We start from the raw sequence: 25,126 nt of genomic DNA on the forward strand, positions 1-25,126 counted from the left end.
TCCGATGTCGGACCGCCGTACGCAGGACGAGGCCGCGATCACGGCCGTACTGGTCGATTCCTACCGGGCGTGGAAGGCGGGCGACGCCGACGCCATGGTCGCCGACTACACCGCGGACGCGACCGCGATCATGACCGGCTCGCTCCGCGACAGCCGTGACGTGATCCGCCGGTCCATGGCCCTGGGCTTCGAGGGACCGCTCAAGGGCAGCTCGACCTGGAACAAGCAGCTCAGCATCCGCTTCCTCGGCGAGGACGGCGCGATCGTCGTGAGCGAGTCCGGCATCCTGTTCGCCGGCGAGGTCGAGGTTCCGGACCAGCGCAAGGTGAACGCGACCTGGGTCCTCGAAAGGCGGGACGGCCGCTGGCTGATCGCCGCCTATCACAACAGCCCGGCGCTGACGCCCGGGAACTGAGCCACGGCCGAGCGCCGCGAAGGCAGGGGGCCGCCGGCGCGGCGGCACCCTGCCAGGCCGGTCCTGAGCGGACCGGTACGGCCCGGGAGCGGACGGGCGCGGACGGGCGCGGACGGGAGCGCCCGGGGTCACCGGCCCGCCCGGCCGGCAGCCGGTGACGCCGGGCCCGGCCGGTCAGGTGACCGGCTTGCGGAGACGGAAGCGCTCCTGCCGGTGCTCCCCGGCGAGGACCACCTCGTGGAGCTGCCGCATCGCCTGCTGCACGTCCCGGTGCGAGGTGTACAGCGCGTTGACGCCGAACCGGAGCAGGTCCGGCGCGCGCATGTCGGCGATCACCCCGCGGGCGGCGAGGGCCTGCACCATCGGGTAGGCGTCGGGGTGCCGCAGGACCGCCTGGCTGCCGCGCCGGGACGGTTCACGCGGGGTGACGGCGGTGAAGCCGAGGCCGGCCAGCTCGACGTCGGCGCAGTCGAGCAGAAACCCGGTCAGGGAGAGGCTCTTGGCCCGTACCAGCTCCAGATCCACGCCCTCGAAGGCGGTGAGTGCCGCCTCCAGGGCGAGCAGCGAGAGGATCGGCGGGGTGCCGATCCGGGCCCGGCCGACACCTGCGGCGGGGGCGTAGCCGCTGTCGGCCGCGAACGGGTCGGCGTGGCCGTTCCAGCCGGTCAGCGGATGGTCGAAGGCCGCCTGATGGCGCTGCGCGACGTACAGGAAGGCCGGGGCCCCGGGGCCGCCGGAGAGGAACTTGTAGCCGCAGCCGACGGCCAGGTCGACTCCCGTACGGTCCAGTTGGAGCGGCAGCGCGCCGGCCGCGTGGCACAGGTCCCAGAGCATCAGTGCGCCGGCCCGCCGGACGGCGTCGGTCGCGGCCGCCATGTCGTGGAGTTCGCCGGTGCGGTAGTCCACGGGGGAGTAGCCGGCGACCGCCACCCGGTCGCCGTGGGCGGCGAGGAATCCCGGCAGCTCGCCGACCGGGATCCGGTGGACGGTGAGGCCGGTCAGGCGGGCCACGGAGTCGGCGATGTACTGGTCGGTGGGGAAGTGCACGGGATCGGTCACCAGCAGGGTCCGGTCCGGCCGCAGCCGGGTGGCGGCGGTGAGGGCGTTGAACAGGTGGACGCTGGTCGAGTCCCCGGCGACGGTCTGCCCGGGGGCCGCGCCGATCAGCCGCCCGATCGCGTCGCCCACCCGCAGCGGCGCCTGCCACCAGGCGTTGTCGTTCCAGGACCGGATGAGGTCGGTGCCCCACTGCCGGTGGACGGCGTCGGCCACCGCGGCGGGCACCGCGGCCGGGAGGGCGCCGAGCGAGTTGCCGTCGAGGTAGACGATGCCGTCCGGCAGCAGGAAGCGCCCGCGCAGGTCGGCGAGCGGGTCGGCGGCGTCGAGCGCCCGGGCCTGCGGCGCCAGGTCCTCGCGGCGAAGGGCGGCGGTGCTCACCGGGTGCTCCTCCCCGGACGGGCGGCGGCCGGGGAGGACAGCCGCATCAGGATGTCGATCACCGACCGGGAGGCCGGCGAGCCGGGCTCTATGAGCACGTAGTGGCCGGTGCCGGGGAGGGTGACCAGTTCGGCGTCCGGGTGTACGGCAGCGTAGTCGGTGAACTGGGCCGCCGGCAGCTCCTCGTCCGCGGCGCCGTGCAGCAGCACGGTCGGCACCCCGGTGGTGCCGCGGTCGCGGAGCATCGTCAGCGGGTCCACCAGGGGCAGCCGGGCGGCCATCAGGTCGGTGCCGCCGAGCAGTTGGAGCGCCGCGTCGTCGCTCAGACCGGCCCGGGCCGCACCGGCCAGGTCGGCGACCGGGGCGAGCGCGAGGATCGCGTCCGGCAGGTCCGTGGTGTGCCACGGCGAGTCGGCGGGCAGCAGCCCGCGCGCGCCGGCCCACAGGGCGAGGTGGCCGCCGGAGCAGTGCCCGGCCAACACGTAGGGCCGGCCCTGCGGGACGGTCGCCAGGGCGAGGGCGATGTCGTCGAAGGTGGCCGGGTAGCCGCCGGCGCCACCCATCCGGCGGAATCCGGGCAGCGCCACGGTGAAGCCGTGCCCCGCCAGGTGGGCGGCGAACGGGGTGAGGTGCATCCGGTCGTAGCGCCAGTAGCCGCCGTGCAGCAGCACCACCAGCGGTGCGTCCGGGTCCTCGGCCGGCCACAGGTCGTACACCTGGTTGGGGTGCGGGCCGTACCGGCGGTGGACGGGTGCGGCCACCGGCTTGAGGCCGAGCACCCGCCGCTCCTCGGCGGCCGCGAAGTCGGAGATCGTCCGTGCTGTCTCAGACATGGCTGCGGGCCGTCCAGATCTCCGGGAACACCGAGCGGACGGCGCGCTTCTCCAGCCACGCCACGCCGGGGGAGCCGCCGCTGCCCGTCTTGGACCCCATCGCCCGCCGGGTGACCAGCAGATGGTCGCTGCGCCAGCGCAGGACGGCCTCCGCCACGTCGGTGAGCGCCTCGCCGAGCGCGACCAGGGGGTCGTACGGCGAGCCGGCGTAGATCTGCCGCCAGGTCTCCTCCACCGCGGTGTCCGCCTCGTAGGCCACGGTCACGTCGCGGTGCAGCACCTGCTCGGGGACGGGCAGGCCGCGGCGGTGCAGGTAGCCGAGCACCACGTCGTAGAGCGAGGGCCGGGTCAGCGACTCCTCCAGCTCGGCGTGCACGCGGGGATGCCCCCGGTGCGGCCGCACCATGGAGCGGGACTTGTCGCCGAGCAGGAACTCCATCCGCCGGTACATCGCCGACTGGAAGCCGGAGGCGTTGCCGAACGCCGCCCGGAACCCGTTGAACTGGCCCGGGGTCAGCGCCGCGATCGGCCGCCAGGAGTCGTTGAGTGCCTGGTGGGCGTCGAGGCTGCGCCGCAGGGCGTCCATGGCCCGGTCGAAGTCGTCCTTCAGCAGGGCGTCCCGGGCGGCGTCCCACTCGTGGACGATCAGGGTGAACCAGAGCTCCATCACCTGCGTGGTGACCAGGAAGGCCATCTCGCCGGGGTCGTTGGTGAGCGGCTGCTGGAGGGAGGTCAGTACCGAGGCGTGGACGTAGTCGTCGTAGGGGGTGGCGCCCTCGAACTCCGTGGTGGGGCCGTCGTCCGTGGGGCCGTCGTCCGTGGGGCCGGCGTCGTCCTGCGGGTCGGCGACGGCGCGATCGTGCTGGGACATGGGTCTCCTCGGTAGGGGTCAGACGCCCAGGTGGGCGCCGCCGGTGGCGTCCAGGTACTGCCCGGTGATCCAGCGGGCGCCGTCGCCCGCGACGAAGGCCACGACGTCCGCGATGTCCGAAGGCTCGCCGATCCGGTCGAAGACCGAGAAGGACGCCAGCTCGGCGCGGATCCGCGGGTCCCGCAGGGTCGGGTTGATCTCGGTGTCGACGATGCCGGGTGCCACCGTGTTCACCGTGATCCCGCGGGCGCCCAAGGCCTGCGCCAGGGTCAGGGTCAGGGTGTCGAGCGCGCCCTTGGTCATCGAGTAGGCGATCGTCCGGGGGAAGGCGATCCGGGTGGCGCCGGACGAGACGTTGATGATCCGGCCGCCGTCCCGGAGGCGCTCCAGGCCCTGTTGGATCAGGAAGAACGGCGCCCGCACGTTGACGGCGAACACCCGGTCGTAGTCCTCCTCGGTGACGTCGGCGATCTGCCGGGGCAGGGTGATGCCGGCGTTGTTGACCAGGATGTCCAGGCCGGGCCCGGCGCCGCCGTGCCGCTCCAGCCCCTCGTCGAACGCCGCCCAGAGCGCGGCCGCGTCTCCCGGCACGCCCAGTTCCGCGCCGACGGCGAAGGCCCGGCCGCCGGCGGCCTCGATTCCCGCCACCGTCTCCTTGGCGGCCGGCTCGTTGCTGCCGTAGTGGACGGCGACCAGGGCGCCGTCCGCCGCGAGGCGTTGCGCGATGCTGCGGCCGATGCCCCGGCTGCCGCCGGTCACCAGTGCCGTCCTGCCGGTGAGTCCGCTCATGGACCAGATCTCCTTCGTGTCGGTGGTCCGCGGACGGGCCGCGGCTGTCGTTCGGTGCTGGTGCTGGTGCTGGTGCTGGTGTTGAGGCAGAGGCAGAGGCAGAGGCAGGGGCCGTGGCGGTGACTTCGGGAACCGGGCCCGCGGGCCGGGGGAGGAGCACCGATGTCAGGCGTCGAAATCCAGCTCGACCCGGTCCGAGTTCGGCCGGGCCCGGCAGGCCAGGACGTATCCGGACGCCAACTCGCTCTCTCCCAGGGCGTACTGGCGGTCCATCCGGACGTCCCCCGAGACCACCCTGGCGCGGCAGGTGCCGCACAGGCCGTCGCGGCAGGAGTACGGGGTCTCGGGGCGGGCCCGCAGGACGGCGTCCAGGACCGAGCCGTCCCCGGCCGCCATGGCGGTCTCCGTGGTCCGGCCGGCCAGCCGGGCGGTGACCCGGGCGCCGGCCACCAGGGCGCCGGAGGCAGGAGCCCGGGTGGCCGGCCCGGTGCCGTCCGCACCGACCGAGAAGAGCTCGAAGCGGATCCGGTCCCGGCCGGCGCCCAGCCGCGCCAGGGTGTCGCGCACCGTTTCGACCAGCCCCAGGGGGCCGCACACGTAGAAGTGCCGTCGGGCGTCCGGCTCGGCGTCCAGCAGGACGAGCAGTCCGGCCAGCCGGGCGGCGTCGATCCGGCCGGAGAGCAACTCGGCCTCCCGGACCTCCCGGGAGAGCACGTGCACGGCGAAGAACCGGCTCAGGTGGGCGTCCTTCAGATCGGCCAGGTCGTCGGCCAGCAGCGCGGAGCGGGCGTCCCGGACGGCGTGCACCAGCGAGACCCGGCATTCCGGGTCCTCGCTCAGGGCCGTGCCCGCCATGCTCAGCAGGGGCGTGATGCCGCTGCCGCCCGCGATCATCACATGGTGCGCCCCGCGCTGCCCGGAGAGTCCGAACTCGCCGACGGGTGGCGCGAGTTCCAGCTCGTCGCCGACGGACAATCGGGTCGTCGCGAACTCGGCGAAGCCCCCCGGGCCGAGTCGCTTGACCACCAGGCGCAGCCGTCCCGGCTCGCGCGGGGCCGGACAGACGGAGTAGCTGCGGCGCAGCTCCACGCCGTCCCGCAGGTGCCGGACGGTCACATGCTGACCGGCCCGATGGGCGAAGGCCACCGCCAGTGCCGGCGGGACGTCGAGCGTGATCGCGGCGGTGTCCTCGGTCGGCGACTCCAGCCGCGCCACCCGCAGCCGGTGCCAGCCGGTCGCCCGGCGGGCGGTGCCGGAGCTCCCGTCCGAGCCGGCCCTCACAACAGTTGCCATGGCGTACCGTCACATCGCTTTCAGGTGGGCGAAGGTCTCCCGGCAGGCGGTGCACAGCACGATCGCCTGGCACCGGGTCGCTCCGAAGGTGCTCTGCGGCCGGGTCGCCGTGGATCCGCAGTGCGGGCAGCGGGCGCCGAGGCCGAGCCGGACCTCCACCGGTCCGTCGACCGCGCCGGGCGGTGCGATGCCGTGCTCCGCGAGCTTGCGGCGCCCCTCGGGGGTGATCCGGTCGGTGGTCCACGCGGGCGCGAGGACCTGGCGCACCCGCCCGTCGGGGTGGCCGCACGCCGTCAGCGCCTCCCGGATCCCGGCCTCGATCACGGGCATCGCCGGGCAGCCCAGGAAGGTCGGCGTGACGACGACCTCCATCCGGCCGTCCGCCGCGAAGCCGACCGACCGGATCACCCCCAGGTCGGCCAGGGTGACCACCGGCAGCTCCGGATCGGGCACGTCCCCCACCCGTACCCGGACCTGCTCGGCGGGCAGCCGGTCCGCGGCGCTCACCAGGTCCCTCCCGGGTACTGGCGGTGGACGGACTGCAACTCGGCCAGCAGCGGCCCGAACTCCTCGGTGTGCAGGCCGGCCCGCCCGCCCGTCGCCCGCCAGGACACCGGCCCGGCCGTCAGCCGCGCGTCCGCCAGCACACCGGCCGTCTCCTCGTCCCAGGCGGCCCGCAGCCGGGCCGGGTCGACGGCGCCGCCCGTGCCGTCGAGCCGGTGCGCCAGCTCGTCGTTCTCGAACAGCTCGGCCGCGTACGGCCAGACCAGGTCGAGCCCGGCCTGCATCCGGCGACGGCTCTCGGCGGTGCCGCGTCCCAGCCGAACCGTCCACTGCGCGGCGTGCATCCGGTGGTACTCCACCTCCTGGGCCGCCCGTACGGCGAAGGCGGCGAGCACCGGGTCGGTCGACTTCTCCAGCGCGCCGTACAGCAGCCGGGCGTAGTGGGTGTAGGCCAGTTGCCGGGCCACGGTCACCGCGAAGTCACCGTTCGGGAGTTCCACCAGCAGGCAGTTGCGGAACGCGCGTTCGGTGCGGCCGTAGGCGAGGTCGTCCTCGCTGCGGCCGCTGCCGTCCAGCGCCCCGGCGTGGCCGAGCAGGACCCGGGCGTGACCCAGCAGGTCCAGCGCGATGTTGGACAGTGCCAGGTCCTCCTCGACGGTGGGCGCGTTGGTCACCCAGGCGCAGAGCCGCTGGCTGAGGACGAGGGCGTCGTCGCCGAGCCGCAGCACGAACTCCGCGAGGTCCCGCTCCGTCCGGTCCGGTTCGTCAACCGTCATGGCCGCCCCGCTCGTTCAGGGGTATGTAGTGCTCCGGGTAGCGGTAGGGCCGGTCGGCCGCGTTGCTGAACATCGGGTCCTTCTCGCTCGGGGAGGACGCCCGCACCGCGTCCGAGCGCACCACCCAGATCGAGACCGGCTGTCCGCGCCGGACGTACAGGTCGCGGGCGTTGGCCAGGGCCATGTCCGCGTCCGCGCCGTGCACCGAACCGACGTGCTGGTGGGACAGCCCCCGGCTCGGCCGGACGAACACCTCCCACGGGGTCTGCGCCCCGGCGGTCCGCTGCGTCATGCCGCCCGCCTCTCCTCGTCCGGGCGGGCCGCGAACGCGTCGACGGCCTCGCGCACCCAGGCGCCGTTCTGGTGCGCCGCGACCCGGTGCGCCAGCCGGCGGCGGGCGCAGTGCGAACCGTCCGCGAGCACGTCCCGGAACTGCTGCCAGTCGATCGGGCTGAAGTCGTGGTGCCCGCGCTCCTCGTTCCACCGGATCGCCGGATCGGGCAGGGTCACGCCGAGCCGGGCGGCCTGCGGCACGCAGTTGTCCACGAACCGCTGGCGCAGCTCGTCGTTGGTGTGCTGCTTCACGCCCCAGGCGATCGAGCGGCGGGTCAGCGCGCCGCCGATCGCCGCGGTCCGCTCGTCCGCGCCGCCCGCCACCGTGTCCGGCGGGCCGAACATCAGGGCCACGGCCGGCAGCCACCAGCGGTTCACCGCGTCCTGCGCCGTCTCGCGCTGCTCCGGCGTCCCCCGGCACATGGACCACAGCACGTCGTAGCCCTGCCGGACGTGGAACGCCTCCTCCTGGCAGACCCGCCGCATGGCGCGCGCGTAGGGCCCGTAGGAGGTGTGGCAGAGCGGTACCTGGTTGACCACCGCCGCGCCGTCCGTCAGCCAGGCGATCGCACCGGTGTCGGCCCAGGTCAGCGCGGGGTGGTTGAAGGTGGCCGAGTAGCGCTGGGTCCCGCTGTGCAGGGCGTCCAGCATCTCCGCGCGGGACACCCCCAGGGTCTCGGCGGCGGAGTAGAGGTAGAGGCCGTGCCCCGCCTCGTCCTGGACCTTGGCCAGCAGCGCCGCCTTGCGCGCCAGCGTGGGGGCCCGGGTGAGCCAGGCCGCCTCCGGCTGCATGCCGATGATCTCGGAGTGGGCGTGCTGGGCGATCTGCCGGACGAGCATCCGCCGGTAGCCGTCCGGGACTTCGTCCCGGGGCTCGATCCGCTCGCCGGCGGCCAGCAGCGCCTCGAAGCGTCCGGCCGGGCCCCCGTCGTCGGGCGGATCCGCCGCGGGGGCGGACACGTGCTCTGCGCGCACCTCGATCACTCCTCCGTCGTCCGCTGCCGGGCGGGCAGCGCCTTCAGAGAGATAGGAGTCCCCGGTGGGGGCGCGCAATCCCTCGGTGCCCGGGTCGGTCGTGTGACGAGGAACTCACCCCGGGCAGGGAGTGCGGGGCGCTTTCGGCTCCTCTGTATTCACGACAGGCAGGACGACACCCGGTACGGCGGCCCCGGGCCCGCGGCGTGGGCCCGTCGCGCCGACACAGCGAGAGGATCAGCAATGAGCACGATCAGGGAGATGCTCGTCGAGTTGACCGGGATGCCGGAGTTCACCGACGGCATCGGCGACGACACCGATCTCAGCGCCAGCGGCATCGACTCCGGCGACCTGGTGCGCCTGGTCCTGCTCATCGAGCAGCGCACCGGCACCGAGGTCACCGCCGAGGACGTGGACGGGCTCGTCACCCTCGCGGACTACGAGCGCTTCGTGGCCGACCGGGCCGCCGCCCACCCGAACCCCGGTGGTGCGTGATGTGGCTGACCCAACTCGTCGAACGCAACCGCCAGTGCTTCCCGGACCGTACCGCCCTGGTGGACGAGCGCCGCTCGGTGACCTGGCGCGCCTTCGACGACCGTACGGCGCAGCTCGCCCGCGGGCTGGCCGGCCTCGGCATCGAGCCCGGTGACCGGGTCGCGGTGCTCGCCGTCGACCGGATCGAGGTGCTGGAGGCCTACTTCGCACTGGCCCGGATCGGCGCGCTCTTCGTGCCGCTCAACCACGGCCTGACGCCCGCCGAGGTGGCCGGGATCGTCGAGCGGACCGCCCCGGTCGCCCTGATCGGCGAGGCGGCCCTGCTCGCCCGCCACCGCGACCTGCCGGTCCCGCTGCGGATCGAGATGGAGAGCGAGGAGTTCGCGGAGCTGGGCGCCGGGGACGACCGGGCCCTGCCGGAGGTCCCCGACGACGCGCCCGTGGCGATCCTGCACACCTCGGCGACCACCGGCCAGGCCAAGGGCGTCACCGTCGACCAGCGCTCGTTCCGCGCCATCGCGCTCGGCTGGCTGGCCGTGGCCCGGCCCGCCGACCACCTGACGCTGGTCAACTGCTGCCCGCTCTACCACGGCAGCATGGTCGTCTCGCTGACTTACCTGGCGGCGGGCGCCACGGTGGTGCTGATCCCCGGCTTCAAGCCGCAGACGGCGCTGGCCGCGATCGAGGCCAACCGGGCCACCCACGTCTGGCTGGTGCCGCAGATGCTCCGCTTCATGCTCCGGTCCAAGGCACTGGACGGCACCGACCTGTCGACCCTGCGCGAGGTGCTGTACGGCGCCGCCCCGATGCCCGTCGACATCTACCAGGAGGCCGCCGAGCGGCTCAAGTGCGGGTTCCGGCAGGTCTACGGGATGACCGAGGTCGGCGGCCCGTTCGTCACCCTCGGCCCGGAGGAGCACCCGGCGCCGGAGAGCGGGCCCGAGCTGATCCCGGCCGGCCGGGTGATCCCCGGCATGTCGGTGCGCGTGCTGGACCCGAGCGACGGGCAGGCGCAGCCCGGCGCGATCGGTGAGGTCTGTGTGCGCGGCCCCGGCGTCATGCACGGGTACTGGGACAACGACGCGGCCACCGCCGCGGAGGTCACCGTGGACGGCTGGATCCGCACCGGGGACCTCGGGTTCATCGACGGCGAAGGGCGGATCCACCTCGTCGACCGCTGCAAGGACCTGATCATCCGGGCCGGTCAGAACGTGTACCCGACCGAGGTCGAACGGGCGCTGCGTACGCACCCGGGCGTGCGTGACGCGGCGGTGGTGGGCGTACCGGACGCGGACTACGGCGAGGTGCCGCTCGCCTTCGTGGTCGCCGAGGACGAGGTCCGGGCCGCCGACCTGCTGGCCCACCTGGCCGGACAGCTCGCCCCGTACAAGCGCCCGCGGCGCATCGAGTTCATCGACCAGGTGCCGCGCAACCCGGCCGGCAAGACGCTCAAGAGGCAGCTACGCGAGCGGACCTGAGCGCGGCGGACCGGACGCGGGCCGAGCAGGACCTGCTCGCCCTGCGTCCGGCCCTCGCGTCGCGCGGGCTGCGGCTCGGGCTCGCCGCGGCCGGCGACCCGGCGCCGCTCCCGGGCGGGCCGGCGGAGGGCCGGCTGGCCGCCGCGCTGGCGCCGCACCGGCGGCGGGAGTTCCTCGCCGGGCGCCGTGCGGCACGCCGGGCCCTGGTCGCGGCCGGGCTCGCGGCGGCGGAGATCCCGGCGGCGGGCCGGCGGCCCCTGTTCCCGGCCGGCAGCGCCGGTTCGATCAGCCACAGCGTCGGGCTTGCGGTCGCCCTCGCGGCCCGGGCCGACCGCGTCCCCGCCGTGGGCTGCGACCTGGAGCTGCGCCTGCTGCCGGCGGGCGCCGCGCACTTCGTGCTGACCCCGGACGAGCAGGAGTGGACGGAGGAGCCGGCCGACCCGGCGGCGGCCGGGCACCGGCTGCTGACGGCCTTCTCGGCCAAGGAGGCGCTGTTCAAGGCGTTCTCGGTGCTGCTCCCGGCGCCCGAGGCTCCCACCAACCTGCTGGGCATCGCGGTCGTCCCGGTGCCGGGCGGGTTCCACGGCCGCCCGCGGCGGCTGCCGGGCCCGCTGTTGGAGGTGGCGGTGCATCCGGTGGGGCGGCGGGGCGTGTTCAGCTGGGCGGGGGCGTGAACGCGTCGCGGGGCGCCCGGCCGGGCGCCCCGCGACACTCTCAGCCGGCGGCCCCGGCGCGGGCGCCCACCAGGACGGCCATGTTGCCGGCCGGGTGCTTGTTGTCGTGGAGCAACTGGTGGGCCCGACCGATCTCCTCGAAGCCGAGGGTCATCGACAGGCAGGGGTCGACGACGCCCTGGGCGATCAGCCGGGTGACCTCGTGGGCCTGGCGGGAGTTGGCGGTGTGGGAGCCCTGCAGGCGCTTCTGCCGCATCCACAGGAAGCGCAGGTCCACGTCGCCGTTGTAGCCGGTGGTGCCGCCGCAGAGCACCACCATGCCGGCGTTGTCGCACAGGTACATCGAGGTGGGGACGGTGTCCTCACCGGAGTGCTCCAGGACGATCCGCGGGGCCCGGCGCTCGCCGAGGACCTCCCAGAAACGCCGTCCGAACGCCCGGACGCCCTTGGTCCACCGGGCCATCGCCTCCTCGTCCGAGGTGGCGGGCAGCCGGCCCCAGTGGTCGAAGTCCCGCCGGTTGATGTAGCCCTCGGCGCCGAGTTCCATGCAGTACTTGCCCCGTTCGTCGCTGGAGACCACGGCGACCGGGATGCCGCCCGCCCAGCGGACGAGCTGGATCGCGATGCAGCCGACGCCGCCCGCGCCGCCCCACACCAGGACGGGGTCACCGGGCCGGACGGTGTGCGGCTCCCAGCCGAACAGCTGGCGGTAGGCGGTGGCGGCCGTCGCCATGTAGCAGGCGGCCGCCTCCCACGAGAGCCGCTTCGGCTTGGGGAAGCACTGGTACTCCTCCACGACGGTGAACTGGGCGAAGGAGCCGTAGTTCTCCTCGTAGCCGAAGACCTTCTGGGAGGTGGAGGTGGTCGGGTCGGCGCCCAGCCGGATGTCCGCCGCGCCCTCGTTCCACTGGTTGGCCAGGATCACCACCTCGTCGCCCAGGGCGAGCTGGGTGACACCCTCGCCGACGGCCCAGACGATGCCGGAGGCGTCCGACCCGCCGATGTGGAAGTCCTCCTCGGCCCCCTGGCGCCGGCGGGCGGCGACCACGTCCAGCGGCTCGCCGAGGGCGGCCCAGACGTTGTTGTAGTTGACGCCCGCTGCCATCACCTTCAGCAGCACCTGCCCGGGGCCCACCTTCGGCACGTCGACGACCTCGGTCCGGAAGGCGTCGGCCGGCCGGCCGTAGCGTTCCGGCCGGATCACCGAGGCGTACATCCGGCCGGGGGCCTCGCCCAGGGGCGGGGCGTCGCCGAGTTCGTAGAGGTCCTTGGTCATCTGGTGCTCCTGACGGTACGGGGTACGGACGGGTGCGGGGTACGGACGGGTGCGGGGTACGGACGGGGAGGTGCGGGCAGGGACAGGCAGGGTCGGGCCGGGTCGGGCCGGGCCGGGCCGGGGGTTCACCGGGTCGGGGGGACGGCGGGTCAGCCGTCCAACGCCGCCAGGGCCGCGGCCACCACGGCGGCGACGACCGCCAGCGGCCCGGGTTCGGTCATCTCGTAGTGGCCGCCGGGCACCGGGTGGTCCCGCAGCACGCCGTCGACGAACGGCTGCCAGCCGTCCGCCTTGGCCGGGGCGAGCGCCCGGTCCGCCGGGTCGCCGGTGTCGTCGGCGCTGAAGAACAGCACGTCGCCCCGGAACACCTCGGGGGCGAACCCCGGGGCGATGGTGAGACTGTTCCGCATCACCCGCGCGATCGTGGCGGCCTGGGCCGCGGTCACCGGGGCCGGGGAGCCGTCCCGCTCGTGGCGTTCGAGCCGGTCGAGCACCTGGGAGACCGCCGGGGCCGGCCCGCCGTCCTCGAGGTCGAGGCCGGCGATGCGGGTCAGCAGGGACGCCACCTGGTGCTCCATCGCCGCCGGGCTCGGCGTGCGCGGGTCGGCCGGCGGCGCGTCCAGCATCGCCAGCAGCTCGACCTCCTCGCCCCGGCGCTGCAGCGCGGTGGCCATCGCGTGCGCGACCAGGCCGCCGAAGGACCAGCCGAGCAGCCGGTACGGGCCCTGCGGCTGCACCTCGCGCAGCACGGCGAGGTAGGACTCGACCATCTCCTTGGCGTCGGCGGACACCGGGCGGGCCTGGTCCAGGCCGAACGCCTGGATGCCGTACACCGGTTGGCGCGGGTCGAGGAGGGCCGGCAGCCCGGAGTACCGCCAGCCGACACCGCCGCCGGGGTGGACGCAGAACAGCGGCCGCCGGTCGTCGCCGGCGCGCAGGGTGAGCAGCGGGGCGAAGGCGTCCGGGCCGGTCCCGCCGCGGTCCGCCCGCTCCAGCAGGCCCGCGACGGTGGGGGTGGCCAGCACGGCGGCGGGTGGGAGGTCCAGCAGGTCGGCGCGGCGGAGCGCGGCGGACAGCACCACGGCGCGCAGCGAGTCGCCCCCCAGGTCGAAGAAGTTGTCGTGGACGCCGATCGGGTCGATCCCCAGCGCCTCCTGCCACTGCCCGACCACCGCCCGTTCGCGGTCGGTGCGCGGGCCGGTGTACGGGGTCGCCAGGTGCGGGCGGGCGGCGAGCCCGGGCGCCGGCGCGGGTCGGCCGGAGCCCGTCGCGTCCGTGTCGGCGTCGGGGCCGGACCGGTGGTCGGCGGCAGGCGGCGGGGTGGCCGCGGGCGCGTCGATCCAGTGCCGGCGCCGGTCGAAGGCGTAGCCGGGCAGCTGGATCCGGCGACCGGGCGGGCGGTCACCCGGGGTCGGCTCGGCGGGGGCCAGGTCGACGGGCACCCCGGCGGTCCACAGCCGGCCCAGTGCCTCGGCCAGCACCTGGCCGTCGGGGCGTTCGGCGCGGGCGTGGCGCATGGTCGGCACGGTGGTCGGCGACACCCCGGCCAGGGCGGCCCGCGCCAGGTTGGACAGCACCTCGCCGGGGCCGATCTCCACCAGCAGGGGCGCGCCCCGCTCCCAGAGCCGGGCCACGCCGTCGGCGAACCGGACGGTGTGCCGGGTGTGGTCGAGCCAGTGCTGCGGCGAGAGCGCCTGCGCGTCCGTCACCCAGTCGCCGGTGACGTTGGTGACGTACGCGGTCCGGGGCGGGCGCAGCGTCACGCCGCGCAGCGCTGCGGCGAAGCCGGGGAGCACCGGGTCGAGCACGTGCGAGTGGGCGGCGGCCGGCATCCGCAGGCGGCGGTGCGGCACACCGGCGGCGGCCAGCCGGGCCTCCAGCGCCGCCACCGCCTCCTCCCGGCCCGCGGCGGTGCACGCCGCGGGGCCGTTGACGGCGGCCAGTGACACCTCCGGCCCGAGGTGGCCGCGCAGTTCGGCCTCGCCGAGGTCGACGCTCACCGTCGCCCCGCCGGCCGAGGCGATCAGCCGGATCCGCTCGGCCACCAGGGGCAGCATCTCCTCCAGGGACATCACCCCGGCCAGGCAGGCGGCGGTGTACTCACCGAGCGAGTGCCCGATGAACGCGTCCGGCCGCACCCCGCGTCCGATCATCAGGGTGGCCGTCGCGTACTCGGTGACGACCAGCGACAGGAAGGCGTCCGCACTGCCCGGGTCGGTGCGCTCGTAGAGCGCCGTGCGCAGGTCGCGGCCGAGGACGGGGCGCAGGATGCGGGCGCAGGTGTCGACCGCGTCGCGGTAGTCGGGGAAGTCCCGGTACAGCTGAGCGCCCATGCCGACGTACTGGGTGCCGCCGCCGGGCAGCAGGAAGGCCACCGCCGGGGCGCGGCCGGGCTGCACCGCGGGCAGGTCGGCGGGCGGACGGCGCAGCAGGGCCGCCGCGTCCTCGGTGCTGCCGGCGGCCACCGCCGTCCGGTACGCCATGGCCGGCCGGTCGGTGCGCAGGGTGCGGGCCACGTCGGCGAGTCGGGTGCCGGGGTGGGCGGCCAGGTGTGCGGCGAGGCCCTCGCGCTGGCCGTGGAGCGCGCCCGGGGTCCGCGCGGACAGCGGCAGGACCTGCCAGGCCGGCCCGGTGCCGGACGCGACCGGGGCCGGTAGGGGCGCGGGCCGGGCGGGGGCCTCCTCCAGGACGACGTGCGCGTTGGTGCCGCCGACCCCGAAGGCGCTGACGGCGGCCCGGCGCGGCTGCGCGCCGGCCGGCCACTCCTCCAGGCCGGTCGGGACCCGGAACGGGCCCGCCGCGAAGTCGATCAGCGGGTTGGGCGTGGCGAAGTGCAGGGTCGGCGGGATCTGCCGGTGCTCCAGTGCCAGGACGGCCTTGACGAAGCCGGCCATCCCCGCGGCGACCCCGAGGTGGCCGATGTTGCTCTTCACCGAGCCGAGGGCGCAGAACTGCCGCCGGTCGGTGCTCTCCCGGAACGCCCGGGTCAGTGCGGCCACCTCGATCGGGTCGCCCATCCGGGTCGCCGTGCCGTGCGCCTCCAGGTAGCCGATGGAGTCGGCGGTCACGTCGGCCGCGACCTGCGCCGCCAGGATCGCCTCCAGCTGGCCCTCGGTGCTGGGCGCGGTGAATCCCACCTTCCGGCGGCCGTCGTTGTTGATCGCCGAGCCCCTGACCACGGCCCTGATCCGGTCGCCGTCCGCCAGCGCGTCGGCGAGCCGCTTGAGGACGACGACGCCGACGCCGTCGCCGGAGGAGGTGCCGGCGGCGTCCGCGTCGAACGGCCGGCAGCGGCCGTCGGGGGAGAACGGGCCGTCCGGGAGGTGGTGGTAGCCGAGCATCGCGGACGGGTTCAGCGAGGCGGCCCCCGCCAGCGCGATGTCGCAGGTATGGTCCAGCAGGGCCTGGCAGCCCATGTGGACGGCGACCAGCCCGGTCGAGCACGCCGTCTGCAGGGACAGGCTCGGGCCGGTCAGGCCGAGCTCGTAGGAGATCCTGGTCGCCAGCGTGCCCAGCGAGTTGGCGGTGGCGGCGTGCACCAGCGACACCGAGCCGGGACGGCCGGCGAACCGCGGGTGGATGTGCGCCGGGTAGTACCGGCTGTCGCCGGCGCCCGCGTAGACGCCGACGATCCGCTCGTCGGCGCCGGACGCGAGCCCGGCCTGCTCCAGTGCGTGGTAGGCGCACTCCAGCAGGAGCCGTTGCTGGGGGTCGACCAGTGCGGCGTCGGCCGGGCTCCAGCCGAAGAAGGCCGCGTCGAACCGGTCGATGCCCTCGACCACCGAGGCCATCCGCACCAGCTGGGGGTCGGTCAGGTCCGCCGGGTCGCCCCCGGCGGCCAGGAACTCCTCGTCGGTGATCGGGCGGACCGAGTCCCGCCCGGCCGCCAGGTTCTCCCAGAACTCCTCCACGGTGTCGGCGCCCGGGAAGCGCGCCGCCATGGCGACGACCGCGATCGCGTCGTCCGGTCCGGCGGGGCTCGCGTCGGTCTCATCCATCGTTCTCGGTCCTCGTCCTCGCTCGGGTGGTGCGGTTGCGTGCGCTCTGTCGGCGCTGGGCCTGCTGCCGGGCCCGCTCCAGGGCGCTGCCCGGTGCCGGTGCCGGTGCCGGTGCCGGTGCCCCGGCCGGGTCCGCCGGGGCGCCGGTGCGGCCGTCGGTGCGGCCGTCGGGGTCGGCACCCGCCAGGTGGCGGGCCAGCGCCGCGACCGTCGGGTGGTCGAACAGGTCGAGCACGCTCAGGTCGCGGCCCAGCTCCTGGTTGACCGTCGTCTGGGCCCGGACCAGCAGGAGCGAGTTGCCCCCGAGGTCGAAGAAGTTCTCCTCGACCCCCACCTCGTCCCGGCCCAGCACCCGGCGCCAGACGGCGGACAGCGCGTCCTCCAGCTCGCGGAGCCTCCCGGCGCCCGCCCCGCCGGTCGCCTCCCGCGACGGGGCGGTGCCGGCCGGCGCGGAGCCGGCGGCCCGCAGCACCCAGTGGCCGTCGGCGCCGGCGAGGCGGGCGGCGTCGGTGGCGCCCCGGTGGACGGCGGTGAGGTCGGCGCCCTCCCGCAGGGCCACCCGGCCCGCCACCCGGTGCACCGGGCGCGCCCGGTCCAGGACGTGGCCGCGTATCCAGGCCGCGCCCCGGTCGACGCCCACCAGCAGGTGCGGCGCGTCCACCGAGCGGGCCAGGTCGAAGGAGCGCAGGGCGTCGGCCTCGTCCAGCACCCGGTAGCCGCGGGCCTCGGTCAGTGCCTTGAGGGCGTAGCCGCGACTCATGCCGAGTTCGTCCCACATGCTCCAGGCCAGGCTCCGGGCATCCAGTCCGGCGCCGCGCTGATGGACCGCCAGGGCGTCGAGGAAGGCGTTGGCGGCGGCGTAGGCGCCGTTCATGGAGCCGCCGAAGAAGCCGTTGACGGAGGAGAAGGACAGGAACGAGGAGGCCGCGTACTCGGTCGCCAGCCGGTGCAGCACCCAGCCGCCGGTGACCTTGGCGGCCAGCGCGGCGCGCCAGCGCGGCAGGTCGTAGTCGGCGGCGGCGCCCTGGTCGAACCCGCCCGCCAGGTGCAGGACGCCCGTCAGCGGGACGGACCAGGCTGCGGCGGCCTTCTCCACCGCCGCCCGCACCTGGGCGGGATCGGTGATGTCCGCGGACGCGTACCGCACCTCGCCCAGCGCGCGGAGCTCCCGGTAGGCCTCGATCCGGCGGGCGCCGGGTCCGCCGGCGGCGCGGACGGCGTCCCAGGACTGCTCGGGCGGCAGGTCGGTCCGGCCGACCATCAGCAGCCGGGTGCCCGGGGTGCGGAGCAGGTGCGCGGCGATCCGGCTGCCGACATCGCCGAGGCCGCCGCTGACCAGCAGGAACCCGTCGGGTGCGGCCGGCCCGGGGCCGACCTGCGGTTCGCCGAGCGGGTCGGTGCGCGGGTCGGTGCGCGGGTCGGTGCGCGGGTTGTCGAGCGGGTCGGTGCGCGGGTCGGTGCGCTGGTCGGCGGGCTGCTCGGGCAGGGGATCGGGCAGGGGCGCCAGCCGTCGGACCCAGCGCTGCCCCGCCCGGTGGGCCACCTCGGCGTCGGTCACCGGCACCGACACCTCGGCGAGGACCAGCGCGGCGATCCGCTCGGGGGTGTCGGCCGGCACGTCGAAGCCGGCGGCGCTCAGCCACGGCAGTTCCTCCGGCAGGCTCCTGAGCAGCCCGCCGGCGGCGGCGTGGGCGTAGCCGGGGCGGTCCTGCGGCAGCACGGCCTGGCTCTGCACGGTCACCAGGTGCAGCGTCGTGCCGTGCTCCGGGGGGTGCGTGCCGGCCAGGGCCCGGGCCAGGCAGAGCAGGCTGTCGGCGCCCTCGCGCTGGGCGGCCAGCAGCCCCTCGACGGAGTCCGGGTCCGCCGGCCGGGTGGTCAGGGCGCCCAGGTGGACGACGCCGTCCAGCGGGCGGTCGTCTTCGGCGAGCGCGGCCAGCAGCCGCCGGTGGTCCTCCGGCGCGTCCGGGCGCAGGCGGTAGCCGGCCGCGTCGAGCCGCTCGAAGGCGTCGGCGGCGGTGGCCACGGTGGCCCGTCCGCCCTCCCGGCGCAACGCCGCGGCCAGCGCGTCGGCGGTGGCGGTGGACAGCGGGTCGGTCCCGGCCAGCAGCAGGGTGTGCCGGTCGGCCGGCCGGGGACGCCGGCGTGGTTCGGCGCGCTGCCAGACCGGGCGCAGGAACCAGTCCGGCACCCCGGCGGCCGTGCCGAGCAGGATCTCCGACTCGCGGACCGCCTCGTCGAACTCCCCGGCCTCGAAGCGCCCGCGCAGCCGGGTCCGCTGGATCTTGCCGATCTCGGTCTTGGGGACGGCGTCCTGCGGCACCGGCAGCAGGTACGCCGGGCTGACGCCGATCTCCCGGGTGACCTTGCCGCGGATCGCCCGCAGCGCCTGTGCGACGTCCTGGCCGGGCTCCAGGTGGACGAAGAGCGCGAGTTCGTCCGTCCCCGCCGCGCGGTCGCCGCGGACCGCGCAGGCCGCGGTGAAACTCCGCACCACGAAGGGCAGTTCCTCGACGCAGGCCTCGATCTCGTGGCTGTAGTGGTTGACGCCGTTGACGATGATGACGTCCTTGGCGCGGCCGGTGATGTACAGCTCCCGGGCGCGCAGCAGGGCCAGGTCCCCGGTCTCGAACCAGCCGTCGGCGGTGAAGGACTCGGCGTTGGCCTCCGGGTTGTCGTGGTAGCCCGAGGTCACCGACGCGCCGCGGACCTGGAACCGGCCGACGGTGCCCTCCGGCACCACCGCGTCCCGCTCGTCCACCACCCGCATGGCGAACCCCGGGTAGGGCAGCCCGCAGCTGACGAACCCGCCCTCCCCGGGCACGGGTTCGCGCGCCAGCGGGGCGTCGGTCACCACCGAGCAGGTCTCCGACATCCCCCAGCCGGGATGCATCACCGTCGACGGCATCCCGAACGGCGCGAGGACATCGAGGAACCGCCGCGCGGTGGCGGCCACCACCACTTCGCCCGCGTTCATCACCAGGCGCATCGGCGAGAGGTCCCAGCGGCGGTCGGCCGCCCGGTGCGCGTGCTCGCCGAGCAGCCCGAAGGCGAAGTTGGGCGCCCAGGTGACGCTGACCCGGTGACGGTCCGCCAGGTCCATCCAGCGCAGCGGGTCCTCCAGGATCCACGAGGTCGGTGCGTGCACCTGCCGGCAGCCGAGGTAGACGTCCCGCAGGTGGAACATCACCACGCCGGTGACGTGGTCCAGCGGGATCCAGTTCAGCGAGACGTCGTCCTCGGTGAGCCCGTTCATCGCGGCGGCCGCCGCCGTCCGGGCGAGCACGTTGCGCTGGCTCAGCCGGACGGCCTTGGGCAGGCCCGTGCTGCCGGAGGTCAGCAGCAGCAGGAAGTCGTCGTCCGGCCGGGCCGGGTGCCAGCCGGTGTCGGCCGGCCCCTGCCGCAGCGCGTCCACGGTGACCAGCCGCATGGCGGGCTCACCCGGCCGTCCGGAGAGCTCGCGCAGCCCGGGCTCATTCCCGGCGGAGGCGACGATCCACGGCCGGTCGAGCATCCGCCAGATGCCCTCCAGCTTGGCCACCGCGGCGGAGGCGGTGCGGTAGGTGGCCGGGACGGTCAGCGGGACGGTCACGAAGCCGCCGAGGACGCAGCCCCACAGGGCCGCCAGGAAGTCCTCGGTGTCGTCGCACTGGAGGATCACCCGGTCGCCGGCCCGCAGGCCGCGTTCGCGCAGCCCGCCCAGCACCCGGGAGGCCTCCTCGGCGAGGCTCGCGTAGTCGCGGCGCACGCTGCCGCCGTCGGCGCGGACGTGCACCACCTCGGCGTGCGGGCCGCCGGTCGCGGCCCGGCGCAGCGCTTCGGCCCATGTCCCGACGGTCGGCTCGGGCAGCGGCGGACCCTCGCTGAGCGAGGGGGCGGGGGCGTCGCCGGGCGGCGGCCCGTCGTGCCCGCCGGCGTCGTGCCCGGTGCCGTCCTGCCCGGTGCCGTCGTGCCCGGTGCCGTCCTGCCTGGTGCTGTCCTGCCCGCTGGAGGTCGGGCGTCGCGTGGTGGCCGTCCGGCGGCGGCCGAGCGGCTCGACCGGCTCCTCCAGGTCCGCCGTCGCACCGGCGACCCCGGGCAGGGCGGCCAGGGCGGACTGCCACCGCGCCGCGAGGTCCGCGTCGATCCTGGGCAGGGCGTCCAGCGCGACGGGGTCGAGTGCGCCGTCCGCCGTCCGAGGCAGGTCGGTGACCGCGACCAGGCGCGGCGCCCGGGCCGGGTCCGGCGCGGCCCGGTGCAGGGCCCTGGCCGCCTGTTCGACCGCGCCCGCCCTGGTGGGCACGGCCAGCACGGTCGGCCGGCCGGGCTCCCGCCCGTCCGGGGGCAGCGCCAGGCAGTCCCGGATGCCGCCGAGGGCGAGCACGGCCCGCTCCACCGGCGCCGGGTCGAACAGCTGCCCGGTCGTGGGAGCCCCGGCGGCGGCCGGCCGTGCGGCGGGCGCGGGCAGCGCGGAGATCCGGGCGGACGGGTCGGCGGCGACGGCCGCCAGCAGCGCGTGCAGATGGTCCGCCAGCTCCCGGACCGTCGCCGCGTCGAAGAGGTCGGCGGCGTACTCGACGTGGCAGTGCAGCCCGCCGGGGGAGCCGTCCTCGCCCCGGTACTCCAGCACGTCCACGAAGAGGTCGAACTTCGCCGTCCCGGTCGGGGTGGGCGTCAACCGTGCCTCCTGGGCGCCGAGCCGCAGGACCGCCGGGCGGTTGTTCTGCAGGGCCAGCATCACCTGGAACAGCGGATGCCGGGCGGGGGAGCGCACCGGGTTGAGCTCCTCCACCAGCAGCTCGAACGGCAACTCCTGGTGGTCGTACGCGTTCAGGTCGAACGCCCTTACCCGGGACAGGAGTTCACGGAACTCAGGGTCGCCCGAGGTGTCGGTGCGCAGCACCAGGGTGTTGGTGAGCAGCCCGATCAGGTCGTCCAACGCCTCGTCGGAGCGCCCGGCCACCGGGGTGCCGACGGGGATGTCCGTGCCGGCGCCCCACCCGGTGAGCAGGGCGGCCAGCGCGGCCTGCAGCACCATGAAGAGACTCGCGCCGCTCTCCTCGCCCAGCCGCAGCAGGGCGCGGTGCAGCTCGGCGTCGACGGCCACCGACAGCCCGCCGCCCCGCCGGCCGGGCACCGCCGGGCGCGGCCGGTCGGTCGGCAGCGGCAGCTCCGGCGGCAGCCCGGCCAGCGCGGTGTGCCAGAACCCCGCGGCGCGGCCGATCGGCGTGTCCGGGTCGGCCCGGCCGTCGAGCAGGGCGCGCTGCCAGAGCGCGTAGTCGGCGTACTGGACGGCGAGCGGCTCCCAGCGCGGTGCGCGGCCCTCGGCCCGGGCGGCGTAGGCGAGCGACAGATCGTCCGCCAGCGGGCGCAGCGACCAGCCGTCGGCGGCGCTGTGGTGCAGCACCAGGACGAGCACCTGCCCGCCCGTACCGGGCCCGTAGAGCCCGGCCCGCAGCGGCGTGTCGGTCGTCAGGTCGAAGCGGTGCCGCCCGGCCCGCGCCACGTACGGGTCGATCTCCTCCGGCGGGCAGTCGACGACCCGCAGGGCCGGACGCACGGTGCCGGCCGGCCGGATCTCCTGCCGGGGCGAGCCGTCGCTCCCGGTCAGCACGGTGCGCAGGCTCTCGTGCCGGTCGGCCAGGTCGGCGAGGGCCGCCCGCAGCGCGTCCTGGTCGATCGCGTCGTCGAGCCGGACGACCAGGGGGATGTTGTAGGTGGCGGCCGAGGGGTCCAGCCGGTTCAGGAACCACATGCTCCGCTGCGCGGACGAGAGCGGGATCAGGTCCGGGCGCCGCCCCGGGACGAGGGCGGGGCGGCCGGCCGGGCCGCCGGCCGGGTCGGCGAGCCCGGCGGCCAGCCCGGCGGGGGTGGGATCGGCGAAGACCGTGGAGACGGCCACCGCGGCGCCGGTCGCGGCGCGCAGCCGGGCGACCAGGCGGCCGGCCAGCAGCGAATGCCCGCCCAGGTCGAAGAAGCTGTCGCCGGTGCCGACGGTGCCCGCGGGAAGCCCCAGCACCTCCTCGTACAGGCGGCACACCAGTGCCTCGGCGGCGGTGGCCCCGGCGCTGCCGCCGCTGCCGGCCGCGCCGAAGTCCGGGGCGGGGAGTTCCCGGGTGTCCAGCTTGCCGTTCGCGGTCAGCGGCAGCGCCGGGAGCAGTACGCACGCGCCGGGCACCATGTACTCGGGCAGCAGGCCCGCGACGTGGGCCCGCAGCCCGGCCGGCTCCGGCGCCGGTCCGGGCTCCGGGACGACGTAGCCGACCAGGATCCGGTCGCCGCCGCCGGGCGCCTCGCGGGCGACCACGGCGGCCTGGGCGACGCCGGGATGCTCCAGCAGGGCGGACTCGACCTCGCCGGGTTCGATCCGGAAGCCGCGGATCTTCACCTGCTGGTCGGCGCGGCCCAGGTACTCGAGGGTGCCGTCGTTCGCGCGGCGGGCCAGGTCGCCGGTGCGGTACATCCGCTCCCCGGGCGCCCCGAACGGGTCGAGCGGGAAGCGGTCGGCGGTGAGCTCGGGCCGGTCGAGGTAGCCGCGGGCGAGGCCGGGCCCGGCCACGTACATCTCGCCGGTCCATCCGGGCGGGACGGGCTGGAGGTACTGGTCGAGCAGGTGGACCCGCAGGTCCGGCAGCGGGGTGCCGATGACGCTGCGCCCACCGGGCTCCGCCACGAGCGCGCGGGTCACCCGGTGGTGGGTGACGTGCACCGTGGTCTCGGTGATGCCGTACATGTTGACCAGCGCCGGGGTCTCGTCCCCGTGGCGTTCGACCCACGGGCGCAGCCGCGCGGGCTCCAGCGCCTCCCCGCCGAAGATCACCTGGCGGAGGGCGAGCGGGGCGGCGTCGGCCGGGGCCTCCCGGTCGGCCAGGATCAGCTGCTGGAAGGCGGAGGGGGTCTGGTTGAGCACGGTGACGCGTTCGCGGCGCAGCAGCTCCAGGAAGTCGGCGGGCGAGCGGGTGGTGGCGTGCGGCACCACCACGAGCCTGCCGCCGTGCAGCAGGGCGCCCCAGATCTCCCAGACCGAGAAGTCGAAGGCGTACGAGTGGAACAGCGTCCAGACGTCGTCCGGGCCGAAGCCGAAGTGGGCGGCCGAGGTCTCGAAGAGGCGGACCACGTTGGCGTGGGTGATCTCGACGCCCTTGGGGCGGCCGGTGGAGCCCGAGGTGTGGATGACGTAGGCGAGGTCGCCCGGGGCGGGCACCGCGGGGGCGGCGGTGGTGGCGTCCGCGGCGAGGGCCGGTGCGGTAAGGGCCAGCGCGGTGGCGGGGTCGTCGAGGACGAGCGCGGGGGCCCCGAAGGCCGGCAGGGCGGGCGCCGTCCGGGCGTCCGTCACGAGCAGGGCGGGCGCCGCGTCGGCGCAGACGGCGCGCAGCCGCTCGGCCGGGTAGCCGGGGTCCAGCGGCAGATAGCCGGCACCGGACTTGAGGACGGCGAGGAGGGCGACGACGAGCTCCGCGGAGCGCGGCAGCGCCAGTGCCACCAGCGTGCCGGGGCCGGCGCCGCGCTCGGTGAGGAGCCGGGCGAGCCGGTCGGCCCGGTCGTCGAGCTGCCGGAACGTCAGGTCGGTGTGCTCGTCGCGGACGGCGACCGCGTCGGGGGTCCGGGCGGCCTGGGCCCGGAAGCGGGCGGGGAGGGTGGCGTCGGCGGCCGGCGCCGCGCCGGGTGTGCGGTGGGGCTCGGGCCGCTCGCCGGGCTTCAAGAGGTCCGCCCGGGAGACGGCGAGCCCGGGCGGGGCCTCGGCGAGCCGGTCCAGCAGCAGCAGGAACCGCTCCTGGTGGTCGGTCAGCGCGGCTTCGCCGTACAGCGCCGGATTCGCGTCGACGTCGATCCGCAGCCCCGAGCCGGCGGGGTGCGGCCGGACGGTGATCGTCAGGTCCTCGACCACACCGCCGGTCAGGTGCCCGGCGGTGGCGGGGCTCGCGCCGAACCGGAGGTCGTGGGTGAACGGCACGAGGTTGAGCACCGGCCCGTACAGCGGGCGCCCGCTGCCGAGCAGCCCGAGGTCGCGCCGGAGGTCCTCGCCGCGGTACTGCTGGTGCCGGCGGACGTCGCGCAGCTCGGCCGCCACCGTGCGGCCGAGGTCGGCGAGGGTGTCGCCGGGTGCCACCGCCAGGCGCAGCGGCAGGATGTTGGACATGGTGGCGGGCGTCCGCAGGGCCGCCGAGCCGGAGCGGCTCATGGTGGTCACGCCGAGCACCACGTCCGGGGTGCCCGTCGCCCGGTGGACGTAGGCGGCGGCCGCCGTGAGGAACAGTTCGGTGCGGCCGACGCCCAGCCGGGCGGCGGCGGCCGACAACCGCCCGGCGGCGGGTCCGTCGAGGTCGGTCCTGCGCCGCAGGAACGGCGCCGAGGGCGCTGCGCCGCCCGCCGCGAGACCGGCCACGGCGGGCCGGTCGGCGAACCGTGCCGCCCAGTGGGCGCGATCGCGCTCGAAGCGGGCCGAGCCCCGGTAGGCGCGCTCCTCCTCGATCGGCAGCCGGGCCGGCGGGAACGGGTGCGGCGGCGGCTCCCGGCCGTCGGCGAGAGCGGTGTAGACCTCGGCCACCCGCCGCAGGACGAGGGTGAAGGCGTAGCCGTCGAGAAGGATGTGATGCGCCCTCAGATACCAGAACCAGTGGTCGTCGGCCGCCCGGACGAGCGCGTTGGCGAAGAGCGGTCCCTCGATCAGGTCGACGGGGGTCAGCAGGTCGGCCCGCATCCACGCCTCGGCCGCCGCTCGAGGATCGGGCTCGGAGGCGACGTCGACCAGGCGCAGGGCCGGGTCGGCCGGGGGCGCCGCGGTGGCGCGCGGGCCGTCCGGGGTGTCGGTGAAGCGCAGGCCGAAGGTCTGCGCCTCCGCCGTGGAGCGGCGCAGGGCCTCCTCGAAGAGCGCGCTGTCGACCGGGCCGTGGATCTCCGCGTACTCGCCGGTGTTGTAGACCCGGTTCGCCGGGTCCAGCAGTTGGCCGTACCAGATGCCCCGCTGGGCGCCGGTCAGCTCCCAGGTCTCGGGGGTGGTGC

The 25,126-nt window shown here is 75.8% G+C and carries 16 protein-coding genes and 1 pseudogene; 5 read left to right on the plus strand and 12 right to left on the minus strand.

The features are described 5' to 3' along the window. The first annotated feature begins 4 nt into the window (after positions 1-4). Positions 5-415: an SgcJ/EcaC family oxidoreductase gene (locus OG689_RS34870; RefSeq protein WP_266325028.1), complete on the plus strand. Its 411-nt coding sequence runs from the start codon at positions 5-7 to the stop codon at positions 413-415. A 174-nt stretch (positions 416-589) separates the two neighbouring features. On the opposite strand, the gene kynU is transcribed toward OG689_RS34870, so the two are convergent. The 9 genes from kynU to paaA all read right to left on the minus strand — a co-directional run bounded on the left by kynU (position 590) and on the right by paaA (position 8,211). After that, positions 590-1,852 (minus strand): kynureninase, encoded by a 1,263-nt coding sequence (gene kynU / locus OG689_RS34875; protein WP_266325030.1) that lies wholly within the window; start codon positions 1,850-1,852, stop codon positions 590-592. Beyond that, positions 1,849-2,685, minus strand: a complete 837-nt coding sequence (locus OG689_RS34880) for an alpha/beta hydrolase (RefSeq protein ID WP_266325032.1) — start codon at positions 2,683-2,685, stop codon at positions 1,849-1,851. The genes kynU and OG689_RS34880 overlap by 4 nt, the downstream gene beginning before the upstream one ends. Then, the gene (locus tag OG689_RS34885) at positions 2,678-3,556 is read right to left on the minus strand and encodes a tryptophan 2,3-dioxygenase family protein (protein WP_266325034.1); all 879 of its coding nucleotides are present in this window, start codon (positions 3,554-3,556) and stop codon (positions 2,678-2,680) included. The genes OG689_RS34880 and OG689_RS34885 overlap by 8 nt, the downstream gene beginning before the upstream one ends. An 18-nt stretch (positions 3,557-3,574) precedes the next feature. Next, positions 3,575-4,345, minus strand: coding sequence for an SDR family oxidoreductase (locus OG689_RS34890; RefSeq protein ID WP_266325036.1), 771 nt, complete (start codon positions 4,343-4,345; stop codon positions 3,575-3,577). A 165-nt stretch (positions 4,346-4,510) separates the two neighbouring features. Beyond that, positions 4,511-5,638: a 2Fe-2S iron-sulfur cluster-binding protein gene (locus OG689_RS34895; RefSeq protein ID WP_266325038.1), complete on the minus strand. Its 1,128-nt coding sequence runs from the start codon at positions 5,636-5,638 to the stop codon at positions 4,511-4,513. A 9-nt stretch (positions 5,639-5,647) separates the two neighbouring features. Then, entirely contained in the window at positions 5,648-6,145 is a 498-nt protein-coding gene (paaD, locus tag OG689_RS34900) for a 1,2-phenylacetyl-CoA epoxidase subunit PaaD (protein ID WP_266325040.1), read from the minus strand. After that, a complete protein-coding gene (gene paaC / locus OG689_RS34905) occupies positions 6,142-6,918 on the minus strand; it encodes a 1,2-phenylacetyl-CoA epoxidase subunit PaaC (RefSeq protein WP_266325042.1) in 777 nt (258 codons plus the stop codon). Before paaC ends, paaD begins: the two co-directional genes overlap by 4 nt. Further along, positions 6,908-7,210, minus strand: a complete 303-nt coding sequence (gene paaB, locus OG689_RS34910; RefSeq protein ID WP_266325044.1) for a 1,2-phenylacetyl-CoA epoxidase subunit PaaB — start codon at positions 7,208-7,210, stop codon at positions 6,908-6,910. Before paaB ends, paaC begins: the two co-directional genes overlap by 11 nt. Then, on the minus strand, positions 7,207-8,211 hold the full coding sequence (gene paaA, locus OG689_RS34915; RefSeq protein ID WP_266327655.1) for a 1,2-phenylacetyl-CoA epoxidase subunit PaaA: 1,005 nt from the start codon (positions 8,209-8,211) through the stop codon (positions 7,207-7,209). Before paaA ends, paaB begins: the two co-directional genes overlap by 4 nt. Positions 8,212-8,469: 258 nt before the next feature. Here paaA and OG689_RS34920 point away from each other — a divergent pair, with 258 nt between their 5' ends. From OG689_RS34920 to OG689_RS34935, 4 genes and pseudogenes are all read left to right on the plus strand, one after another. Further along, positions 8,470-8,721 carry an acyl carrier protein gene (locus tag OG689_RS34920; protein ID WP_266325046.1) on the plus strand — a complete coding sequence of 84 codons (252 nt, stop codon included), beginning with the start codon at positions 8,470-8,472 and terminating at the stop codon, positions 8,719-8,721. Further along, complete coding sequence (locus tag OG689_RS34925; protein ID WP_266325048.1) at positions 8,721-10,199, plus strand: AMP-binding protein; 1,479 nt, start codon at positions 8,721-8,723, stop codon at positions 10,197-10,199. Before OG689_RS34920 ends, OG689_RS34925 begins: the two co-directional genes overlap by 1 nt. Before the next feature lie 134 nt (positions 10,200-10,333). Next, positions 10,334-10,510 (plus strand): annotated as a pseudogene (locus OG689_RS34930) (enterobactin synthetase); the annotation flags it as partial. Positions 10,511-10,543: 33 nt separating this feature from the next. Beyond that, positions 10,544-10,873, plus strand: a complete 330-nt coding sequence (locus OG689_RS34935; protein WP_266325050.1) for a 4'-phosphopantetheinyl transferase superfamily protein — start codon at positions 10,544-10,546, stop codon at positions 10,871-10,873. A 40-nt stretch (positions 10,874-10,913) separates the two neighbouring features. Here the strand turns inward: OG689_RS34935 and ccrA are convergent, their stop codons facing one another. The 3 genes from ccrA to OG689_RS34950 all read right to left on the minus strand — a co-directional run bounded on the left by ccrA (position 10,914) and on the right by OG689_RS34950 (position 25,103). Beyond that, on the minus strand, positions 10,914-12,149 hold the full coding sequence (ccrA, locus tag OG689_RS34940) for a crotonyl-CoA carboxylase/reductase (RefSeq protein ID WP_266325052.1): 1,236 nt from the start codon (positions 12,147-12,149) through the stop codon (positions 10,914-10,916). Between the two features lie 149 nt (positions 12,150-12,298). After that, a complete protein-coding gene (locus OG689_RS34945) occupies positions 12,299-16,147 on the minus strand; it encodes a beta-ketoacyl synthase N-terminal-like domain-containing protein (protein WP_266325054.1) in 3,849 nt (1,282 codons plus the stop codon). Further along, entirely contained in the window at positions 16,140-25,103 is an 8,964-nt protein-coding gene (locus OG689_RS34950; RefSeq protein WP_266327657.1) for a non-ribosomal peptide synthetase, read from the minus strand. Before OG689_RS34950 ends, OG689_RS34945 begins: the two co-directional genes overlap by 8 nt. Positions 25,104-25,126 lie beyond the last annotated feature (23 nt).

The organism is Kitasatospora sp. NBC_00240, assembly GCF_026342405.1.
GTDB lineage: Bacteria > Actinomycetota > Actinomycetes > Streptomycetales > Streptomycetaceae > Kitasatospora.

Excerpts from the sequence above, each read along its gene's own strand:
- OG689_RS34870 (WP_266325028.1), top strand. The coding sequence starts at position 5 with ATGTCGGACCGCCGTACGCAGGACGAGGCCGCGATCACGGCCGTACTG.
- OG689_RS34880 (WP_266325032.1), bottom strand. The coding sequence starts at position 2,685 with ATGTCTGAGACAGCACGGACGATCTCCGACTTCGCGGCCGCCGAGGAG.
- OG689_RS34885 (WP_266325034.1), bottom strand. The coding sequence starts at position 3,556 with ATGTCCCAGCACGATCGCGCCGTCGCCGACCCGCAGGACGACGCCGGC.
- OG689_RS34890 (WP_266325036.1), bottom strand. The coding sequence starts at position 4,345 with ATGAGCGGACTCACCGGCAGGACGGCACTGGTGACCGGCGGCAGCCGG.
- OG689_RS34895 (WP_266325038.1), bottom strand. The coding sequence starts at position 5,638 with ATGGCAACTGTTGTGAGGGCCGGCTCGGACGGGAGCTCCGGCACCGCC.
- paaC (WP_266325042.1), bottom strand. The coding sequence starts at position 6,918 with ATGACGGTTGACGAACCGGACCGGACGGAGCGGGACCTCGCGGAGTTC.
- paaB (WP_266325044.1), bottom strand. The coding sequence starts at position 7,210 with ATGACGCAGCGGACCGCCGGGGCGCAGACCCCGTGGGAGGTGTTCGTC.
- OG689_RS34920 (WP_266325046.1), top strand. The coding sequence starts at position 8,470 with ATGAGCACGATCAGGGAGATGCTCGTCGAGTTGACCGGGATGCCGGAG.
- OG689_RS34925 (WP_266325048.1), top strand. The coding sequence starts at position 8,721 with ATGTGGCTGACCCAACTCGTCGAACGCAACCGCCAGTGCTTCCCGGAC.
- ccrA (WP_266325052.1), bottom strand. The coding sequence starts at position 12,149 with ATGACCAAGGACCTCTACGAACTCGGCGACGCCCCGCCCCTGGGCGAG.
- OG689_RS34945 (WP_266325054.1), bottom strand. The coding sequence starts at position 16,147 with ATGGATGAGACCGACGCGAGCCCCGCCGGACCGGACGACGCGATCGCG.